The organism is Scandinavium sp. M-37 (assembly GCF_043558715.1).
GTDB lineage: Bacteria > Pseudomonadota > Gammaproteobacteria > Enterobacterales > Enterobacteriaceae > Scandinavium > Scandinavium vulneris_A.
This window is the reverse complement of the sequence record NZ_JBIGIN010000066.1, coordinates 1-7,247: the sequence shown is the minus strand read 5'-3', so window position 1 is coordinate 7,247 and position 7,247 is coordinate 1. Positions and strand designations below refer to the sequence as shown.

Here is a 7,247-nt window from a genome sequence, read left to right as displayed (position 1 = left end):
CCGACAGCGACGGCAACTGGCATATCCAGCTGAGTGACGGTACGCGTCTGCTTGGCACCCAGGGTAACTGGACGTTCCGGGTCACGGCGACGGATGAGGCCGGGAACAGTGCAACCAGCGACAGCTTTAAGGTCAATTATGTCGGCAGCAACAAGGACGATATCTCGGCCCCGGATGCGCCGACCATCATTGACTACACGGATAATGTGGGCACCTCGACGGGCAACCTGGCCTCCGGCACCGTGACGGATGACACCACCCCAACGCTGAACGGCCATGCGGAAGCGGGCAGCCTCGTGAAGGTGTACGAAGGCACCACCCTGCTGGGCTCCATCACGGCAAACAGCAACGGTGACTGGCATATCACCCCGCCCCCGCGCAGCGAGGGCAATCATACCTTCACCGCCACCGCCACGGATGCATCAGGCAATGTCAGCCTCGGCTCAGCCGGCTTTGTGGTGAAAATTGATGTACCCGCCACGGACACCACCCCACCGGCACCCCCGGTTATCACCGGCGTTTATGACGATGTGGGTTCACATACGGGTAACGTCGCCAACGGCGGAAAAACCGATGATGTCCAGGTGGGGGTCTCCGGGACGGCGGAAGCGAACAGTTCCGTCGTGGTCTGGCTCAGAAGCCCGGTCGGGAAGGATTTCAACCTGGGTACGGTGACCGCCGACAGCAGCGGGCACTGGAGTTACCAGATGCACGACAGACAGAGCTTCGGTGACATGAGGGGTGACTGGACGTTCAGCGCCACCGCAACCGATGCGGCGGGCAACACCAGTCAGTTCAGTGCAGGCTATACCGTGGAGAGCGTGGGCAGCAATCAGGACAGTGACAAGGATATTACGCCACCGGCCCCACCGGTCATTACCACTATCTATGATGATGTGGGTGTGAAGACCGGTAACGTGGATAACGGGGGTAAAACCGATGATGCGCAGGTGAAGGTCTCCGGGACGGCGGAAGCGAACAGCGCGGTCGTGGTCTGGGTCAGAAGCCCGGCAGGGAAAGATTACGACCTGGGTACGGTGACCACCGACAGCAACGGGCACTGGCATTACCAGATGCACGACAGCCAGAATATCGGCAACCTCAAGGGGAACTGGATTTTCAGCGCCACCGCAACCGATGCGGCGGGCAACACCAGTCAGTTCAGTGCAGGCTATGTCGTGGAGAGCGTGGGCAGCAATCAGGACAGTGACAAAGACGTCACGCCACCGGCCACGCCGCACATCACCAACGCGTACGACGACGTGGGCACCAAAGGGAATATCACCTCCGGTGGCACCACCGATGACACCAGGCCAACACTGAGCGGCACCGCAGAGGCGGGCAGCCTGGTGAAGATTTACGACAACAACACCTTTATTGGCACCGCCACCGCCAACAGCAGCGGCAACTGGAGCTGGACCACGCCGACGCGCAGCGAGGGTCAGCACACCTTCAGGGTCACCGCCACGGATGCGGCCGGGAATACCAGCGGCAAGTCCGTCGGTTATGTGGTGAATGTGGATATTCCTGACCCGGGTCCGGGCCAGGCACACATCACCAGCGTCTATGATGACGTCGGGCCGAGTACGGGCAATGTCATCAACGGGGGCACCACCGACGATACCACCGTGACCCTGACCGGCACCGCCACGGCGGGCAGCATGGTCTATGTGTATGCCGATACCAAAGGATTTGACACGGTGTACGCCAACAGCCAGGGCGTGTGGACCAGCACCGTCACGCCACGCACGGACGGACAGCATGTCTTCACTGCCCGGGAAGTGAAAAACGGCGTCACCGGGGAGGAGAGCAACAGCTGGGTTGTCAACGTGAATACGGCCGACGTCACGCCACCGGCCACGCCGCACATCACCAACGCGTACGACGATGTGGGCACCAAGGGGAATATTACCTCCGGTGGCACCACCGATGACACCACGCCGAAACTGAGCGGCACCGCCGAGGCGGGCAGCAAGGTGACGATTTACGACAACAACACCTTTATTGGCACCGCCACCGCCAACAGCAGCGGCAACTGGAGCTGGACCACGCCGATACGCAGCGAAGGTCAGCACACCTTCAGGGTCACCGCCACGGATGCGGCCGGGAATACCAGCGGCAAGTCCGTCGGTTATGTGGTGAATGTGGATATTCCTGACCCGGGTCCGGGCCAGGCACACATCACCAGCGTCTATGATGACGTCGGGCCGAGTACGGGCAATGTCATCAACGGGGGCACCACCGACGATACCACCGTGACCCTGACCGGCACCGCCACGGCGGGCAGCATGGTCTATGTGTATGCCGATACCAAAGGATTTGACACGGTGTACGCCAACAGCCAGGGCGTGTGGACCAGCACCGTCACGCCACGCACGGACGGACAGCATGTCTTCACTGCCCGGGAAGTGAAAAACGGCGTCACCGGGGAGGAGAGCAACAGCTGGGTTGTCAACGTGAATACGGCCGACGTCACGCCACCGGCCACGCCGCACATCACCAACGCGTACGACGACGTGGGCACCAAAGGGAATATCACCTCCGGTGGCACCACCGATGACACCACGCCAACGCTGAGCGGCACCGCCGAGGCGGGCAGCAAGGTGACGATTTACGACAACAACACCTTTATTGGCACCGCCACCGCCAACAGCAGCGGCAACTGGAGCTGGACCACGCCGATACGCAGCGAGGGTCAGCACACCTTCAGGGTCACCGCCACGGATGCGGCCGGGAATACCAGCGGCAAATCCGGCGGATATGTGGTGAATGTGGATGTACCTAACCCGGTGGTAAAACATATTGAATCGTTTGAAGGAACAGAAATTCCATCACACTTTTACAATTTAACGACAAAAACAGGCGTGCATATTACCTCATCTGCGGGCCTGTATCTCTTAAACACCCCAGGTGTATTAGTGGATAGTGTAAATGGAACGCATGTTCTGGGGGGAGGAAACGCCAACAGAGAGCAGGCAATAAGTGTTTCATTACCGGGCACCTCTGAAACAGTATTTGTCAATTTGCAAACGCAAAATATCTCGGGAGCAAGATTTTATGATGCCAATGGCCTGCAAATTCATGCCACGGTAATAGATACCGGACGCGCCGGTGGTGATTTACAGCTTCACAGATACGAATTTACTGCCGATGCTGGGCACAGCATTTCTTCATTCACGGTGAGTGCCTCTTATATTGATACTATTGAATGGCATAATTCAAGCAGCTATAGCGCCATGATAAATCATCAAAATCCGCTGTCACAGACGATAGTGCAGACTGATGATGAACAGGCTTCATCTGCCAGCACAGAGATCATGAACCATCCGAACCAGGATGTCCTGCACCTGACGCTAAACGACATCCTCAGTGAAGCACATGACAACCTGTTTATTCAGGATGGTCATAAGCAGCTGGCAGTGACCGGTGATGCCGGTGATGTGGTTGAGCTGAAGGTTGAAGATCTTGCGCATAACACCTGGCAGGACGCCGGTCAGGTTACGGCAGGCGGTGTTCAGTATGAGGTTTACCAGCATGCGGGCAGTAATGTTGAATTGCTGGTTCAGCACGGCCTGGAGCTGCATCAGGTTTCATAACCGGCTGAATTTCATCAGACCCTGACCCATCCCCGGCAGCCGCCGGGGATTTATCCAGGCGACCGCCTATTAAAGATCTTAACTACAACAATTCCTTAATGGCACTTGCTGTGTGTTCAGAACGGTTATTTAATCCTGATATCATTTTCTACGGATGTCACGCCTTGAACCTTTTTGGTGGTATCAACGGCACGCTGAGCATCACTGCTGGATGATACAAAACCACTTAATTGCACTCGTCCCTTAAAGGTTTCTACATTGACGTCGGTAGATTTAAATCCTTTATCCTCAAGCAGTGCTGTTTTAACTTTGGCTGTAATGACAGAGTCATCAATGTAGCCCCCAGTCCCTTCCTGTGTCGTTGTTGGCGCACAAGCTGAAAGAGCGACTACTGCGGCCAGTGGTAATAATAATCTTTTAAACCATGACATATTCCATCTCCATTTTTAATGATATTAGTACGTCTACATACCAGTAGAACATTACTTTAACCTGAGATTAAATCAACACTCAATTTATGGATTGGCACCATGACAGTCCTGGCAATTCTAATTATCTGAGCACTGTTTTTTGTTATTAAAATATAACGACGCAGCATCCTGTCCCTTTCAAATGCCTGTTTTATTCAGACTGCTACTGAATAACATTTTTTCATTTCCTCGTACTGCCCGCCTTTCTTCAGCGGGATCATCCAGTACCGGATTCGGCAAGACAACGGGATACGAGATCAAGTGATCTGTTCAGTGTGCATAAAAAAATCCGGAAACGGGCGAGCATTTCCGGATCATTATCCCAACATTGGATCGGTCAACCGATCCTTAACCGATCGGCATGACTCGCTGGCAGGGTGTTTTTATTCCTTTGCTATTCGCCTGTGCATCCACTCATTGAGTTGTACGCCAATCCGGTCTATTACCGAATCTAAAGTCTCACTTGGTAAGCGCGCAAACACTCGCATATTCGGATACCACAGTGAGTCACTTCTGCCATGCGTCCAGCGCCAGTCAACGCCAGTCGCCGGTAGAATGACCCAACAGTGTTTCCCCATTGCGCCAGCAAGATGGGCGACAGAAGTATCAACGGTGATGACCAAATCAAGATGCTCTATCGTGGCGGCAGTGTCAGCATAATTAGCAAACCTGTGCCCCAATGCCACAATGGGCTGATCTTCATCTGGCGTTAAAGCATCCTCTTCACCTGCGCCTTTTTGCAGGCTAATCCATTGGATATAGGGGACTTTCCACAATGACTTGAGAGACGATAATGAAGGCAGTGAGCGGGAGCGATCGTTAGCATGAGCAGGTGAGCCACGCCAAACAACGCCGACCTTCAAGGGAAGGGATGAGACCTCTGGCGATGCCCATGCCGGGAGACTCAGCGGATCGGCCTGCAAATAAGGAGGATTGCCACCGTATGGATTGGATGAAGAGACAAATTGCAGCGGCAAATCTAAAAGCATGCTCCAATAGTCTGCATGCTGAGGGTTATCGTTCCAACTGGTGATAAGGAGATCAATCTCGGGAAGCGAGGAAAAGAGAGGAATAAGTGCTTCGCTGCAAACATAAATAATTTTGGCAGCATTCTTTTCTCTTTTCAGTCTGGTTATATAACGACAAAACTGGATTTCGTCACCCAAACCTTGCTCACGATGAATCAGAATAGTTTTCCCGGTCAGATCTTCACCATTCCAGTAGGTAAACGAATAATTCGGCCTGGTAAAAAATCTATCGTCATTCGTTGGAGAGTAACGTGCGCGATAAAGCGCCCATCCCTCAACAAAAGATCCTTTTTTAAGCAGAAGCATGGAATATGTGTTTTGATAACGCGTATTATTTGGATTTTTTTTCAGCAATTCACATAAAATACCTTCTGCCTCATCAAATTGTTGCAAGATGATATTCAGACAGGCCAGACCAAAAGTGGCTTCTTCATAATCTGGGTTTGCAGCAAGTGCCAGTTGATATTGTTGCACTGACTCCTTATATCTGCCTTGCTTGCGCAACAGCACGGCGTAATTGTTATGTGCAGCAGCATAACCTTGAATATTTTTCAATGCTTCAATATAGTATTTTTCAGCACTATCAAAATCGCCAGCGTCAAAATAAATTAAACCGAGACCATTCAAAGCAATGACACTCTGGGGGGAAACTTTTAATACCCGTAGGTAATAACGTTTGGCCTCCTCGGGTTTCCCCTGACGTCGAGCCACACGCGCAGCTGAAGCAAGCAGGGCACTATCATATGGCTGCAACATCAGCAGAGCCCGGAGCTTTTTCTCTGCTGCCAGATATTGCTGACGATCGATCAATTGCTGTACTAATTGACGCTGCCCGCTCAAATTTTTTCCTGATGGAGATCTAATCATCATTATTCCAATTGATTTAAAAATAATTTGCGGTGCAAAGTCATCTCAATTTTATTAACGCCACTATTGTTATTGGTCAACGATGCTGCCAGTATAATTTAGATAGACAATTTCTTTTAAAACTTTCTTACTAGTGATGGCAATTATAAATGATAAATCACGCTCATAAACTTCATAATTCAAAAATGTAAATTCAAATAACTGGGTTTTTCCTGGCGTGGCAAGGAGGGTAAGGTGATCAACAGAGAGAGAAAACCCCTTCATGAGAGTTGCAAGAGATGCTTATCTAAGCGGACATAAAATGCAATGACTCCCACAATTTATTCTCTTAATTAAATGAAGCGTCTGCCGTTAAAAGCACCTACATTCTAATATCAAGAAACCGCTTTTTTAACAAATATTCCATTCAGATGGCTGACCATTCGGTACAATATAGCTCTTTAAATTCCAGGAGACATTAATCTTGAGTTACACACATATTATTGTAAAAATGAAAAGCGAAAGCCTTCGTAAATCAGCTTGTTTAATTGAAATCGATCTTGATGAAAATTTCGTCGTCGAACATATTATCAAGCCTTATATTGCTGGTGGTGTCATTTTTGTTGATGGCACTCGCGCTGAATATCAGAATATTGAAAAAATCTCTGTATTCAGTAGTGATGAAGAGATGAGTCAATTACAGGTAGAGCATGCCGCACATGCCTCCAGAAAAACACCTCGGGAGCGCGCGAGTCGTCTCTTGACTCGTTCCGACACACCATCCCCGGTGATGACCATCCTGAAATCAGAAGCTGTTACCAACAGCACCCGAAAAGTTTTCAATGAAGCTTTAGGGATTCAAATGGTTCGCCCTTGCGCAAAATCTTTACCAGCTGAAACAGAGTAATTAAAAAAGGGTATGTGGTAACACATACCCTTAAATAACGCCTCATAAGCGTCTGCAATATTATCGGAGCCTGGTATCCGATATGCTTTTTCAAGCAACCTCCCCCCTTCAAACCCAACGCTCAAGCAAAATGCCCCTCTTCTTTGGCATAGCGGTATTCGTCATGTGATGCTGCTTTCACCCACCTACCATTCAACTCTTAGATAAAAAAACACCCCAGCGTCATATCAAATGAACCCTGGGGTGTTCGTTAAACACATCTTAATTTACTTGCGCTTTTACCCCCGGCCGTAGCCGGGGATTGGCGTGATTCTACAGATTATGAAACCTGATGAAGTTCCAGACCTTGTTGCACCAGTAACTCAACATCACTGCCAGCATGATGATAAACCTCGTACTG

The 7,247-nt window shown here is 50.7% G+C and carries 4 protein-coding genes; 2 read left to right on the top strand and 2 right to left on the bottom strand.

Going from position 1 to position 7,247, the window contains the following annotated elements; genetic code table 11:
• Nucleotides 1-3,596: Ig-like domain-containing protein (locus ACG0Z5_RS23500; protein WP_394451540.1), on the top strand; the 3,596-nt coding region annotated here is incomplete at its 5' end.
• Between the two features lie 125 nt (nucleotides 3,597-3,721).
• Here the strand turns inward: ACG0Z5_RS23500 and ACG0Z5_RS23495 are convergent.
• Nucleotides 3,722-4,027, bottom strand: coding sequence for a BON domain-containing protein (locus ACG0Z5_RS23495; protein ID WP_394451538.1), 306 nt, complete (start codon nucleotides 4,025-4,027; stop codon nucleotides 3,722-3,724).
• Between the two features lie 422 nt (nucleotides 4,028-4,449).
• A complete protein-coding gene (locus ACG0Z5_RS23490) occupies nucleotides 4,450-5,934 on the bottom strand; it encodes a tetratricopeptide repeat protein (RefSeq protein ID WP_394451536.1) in 1,485 nt (494 codons plus the stop codon).
• Between the two features lie 490 nt (nucleotides 5,935-6,424).
• Here ACG0Z5_RS23490 and ACG0Z5_RS23485 point away from each other — a divergent pair, with 490 nt between their 5' ends.
• The gene (locus ACG0Z5_RS23485) at nucleotides 6,425-6,847 is read left to right on the top strand and encodes a hypothetical protein (protein WP_394451535.1); all 423 of its coding nucleotides are present in this window, start codon (nucleotides 6,425-6,427) and stop codon (nucleotides 6,845-6,847) included.
• Nucleotides 6,848-7,247 lie beyond the last annotated feature (400 nt).